The organism is Micromonospora echinofusca, assembly GCF_017614955.1.
Classification (GTDB): domain Bacteria; phylum Actinomycetota; class Actinomycetes; order Mycobacteriales; family Micromonosporaceae; genus Micromonospora; species Micromonospora echinofusca_A.
In genome coordinates this window covers 1-1,870 of record NZ_WVUH01000606.1, presented here as the reverse complement: position 1 = coordinate 1,870, position 1,870 = coordinate 1, and the positions used below count along the sequence as shown (strand labels likewise).

Below are 1,870 nucleotides of genomic sequence, written 5' to 3'. Positions count from 1 at the left end.
GACCGGCCCCGACCCGCCCCGGATACCGGACATCCGTGACGCCCGGACACACCGGGGCACACCACACACCCCGCTCTCCCGCGCCGGTCACGGAGTTGTGGTGGGGGGAGAGGTGGTTCACGGCCTCTGTCAGGCACCGACCTCACATGAATGTGAGCCAGGTCACATAATGGCGAGGTTCCGGAACCGGTCACCGGTGTATTCAGAACGGACCCGGCAGCTGGAGGGCGCGATGACCGACACCGGCACAGCGATCCGCGACGAGGACCGGCGGGGCAACGAGCTGACCGAGTACGACCCCACCAGCACGCAACTGCTGGGCGAACAGGGACGGACCCGGATCACCGGTACCGTCGTAGCCAAGATCGCCGGCCACGCCGCCCGGGAGGTACCGGGGGTGTGGGCGATCGGGGACGTACCGCCCGAACCGACGGGCGCGCCCCGGGGGGCGGTACGCGCGGAGGAACCCGGGGTGGTGGTCGAGGTCGACGAACAGGAGACCATCGTCGACCTGGAGATCGTCACGTGGTACGGCGAGAGCATCGTCGACGTCTCGGACGCGGTCCGGCAGCACGTCATCGACCGGGTACGCGAGATGACCGGTCTGACCGTTTCGGAGGTCAACATCACCGTGGACGACGTCCACGTCAACGGGGCGGATGTCGACGTGGACGTCACCGACGCGGCCTAGACCGGCGTTCGGCCGTCCCGCCCGGTGCGGGCCACGCCACCGGGACGGGCGGTCACGGCCACCGGGACGGGCGGTCACGGCCACCGGGACGGGCGGTCACGGCCACCGGGACGGGCGGTCACGGCCACCGGGACGGGTCCGCACGTCGAGGACGTGGGAGTCACGCCACCGACGTGGGGAGTCACGCCACCGGGGTCGGGTACGACGGCCAGGCGCCGAGCCCGACCAGCGGCACGTCGTCCACGTCGTAGCCGATCCCGTTGACCACCGACACCACGCCGCTGACCTGCCCGGCGAGCCGGCCGGCGGCCTCGGCGGCGGTGCGCCGCTCCACCTGCCCGCTGAGGGTCACCACCCCGTCGCGCACCTCGACGCGTACCTTGCCGTCCTGGATGGACAGCACCCGGCGCAGTACCTCGTGCACCACGTCGTCACGGATCTCCGCGTCCGGCCGCAGGTGCACCCGGAGCAGGTCGCTGCGGGTGACGATGCCGACCAGCCGGCCGAGGTCGTCGAGGACCGGCAGCCGCTTGACCTGTTCGGTGTCCATCGTCCGGGCTGCCGCGACCAGGGGCGTCGTGGCGTAGGCGGTGACGGCGGGGCTGGTCATCAGGTCGGCCGCCAGCGCCGCGTCGGCCTTGCGCCGGGCGGTACGGCGGCGACGCCCCTCGAACACCCGTCGGTCCTGCGGCTGACCGGCGGCCTCCACCTTGTGCAGCAGGTCGGCCTCGGAGACCACGCCGAGCACCCGGCCGAAGTCGTCGACCACCGGCACGGCGCTCACGCCCCGCCTCATGATCACATTCACGATCTCCCGGTACGGGGTGTCGGCGGCGACCGCCTCCACCTCCGTGGTCATCACGTCACCCACCTGCCAGGTACGCATCGTCATCACTCCCTCTCGCTCGCGTACCCACGCTATGGCGACGGCCGACGGCCGGGCAGGGGCGCAGGACCGGCGGCCCCGGGACCTGTGGCCCCATCCGGACCCGGACAGGAGGGGCCGAAGGTCCTCCGCCCGGCGGGACCGACCGGCCCTGCCCCGGACCGGGTCGTCGGCGTGGAATGGAGTTGTCCCCGGAAAGCCCAGGCAGGACACGACGAGAGGACGTGGAGACCATGACCGCCACGATCGAGCGGAACAACACCGCCCGCACCCCCGCCCCGGCGGCCAGGAAG

General features: G+C 72.2%; 2 protein-coding genes. One reads left to right on the top strand and one right to left on the bottom strand.

Annotated elements, in window-relative coordinates:
- The first annotated feature begins 232 nt into the window (after window positions 1-232).
- Window positions 233-691, top strand: coding sequence for an Asp23/Gls24 family envelope stress response protein (locus GSF22_RS33230; RefSeq protein ID WP_208817865.1), 459 nt, complete (start codon window positions 233-235; stop codon window positions 689-691).
- 181 nt (window positions 692-872) lie between these two features.
- Here the strand turns inward: GSF22_RS33230 and GSF22_RS33225 are convergent, their stop codons facing one another.
- Window positions 873-1,577: a CBS domain-containing protein gene (locus tag GSF22_RS33225; RefSeq protein WP_208817864.1), complete on the bottom strand. Its 705-nt coding sequence runs from the start codon at window positions 1,575-1,577 to the stop codon at window positions 873-875.
- Window positions 1,578-1,870: the final 293 nt, after the last annotated feature.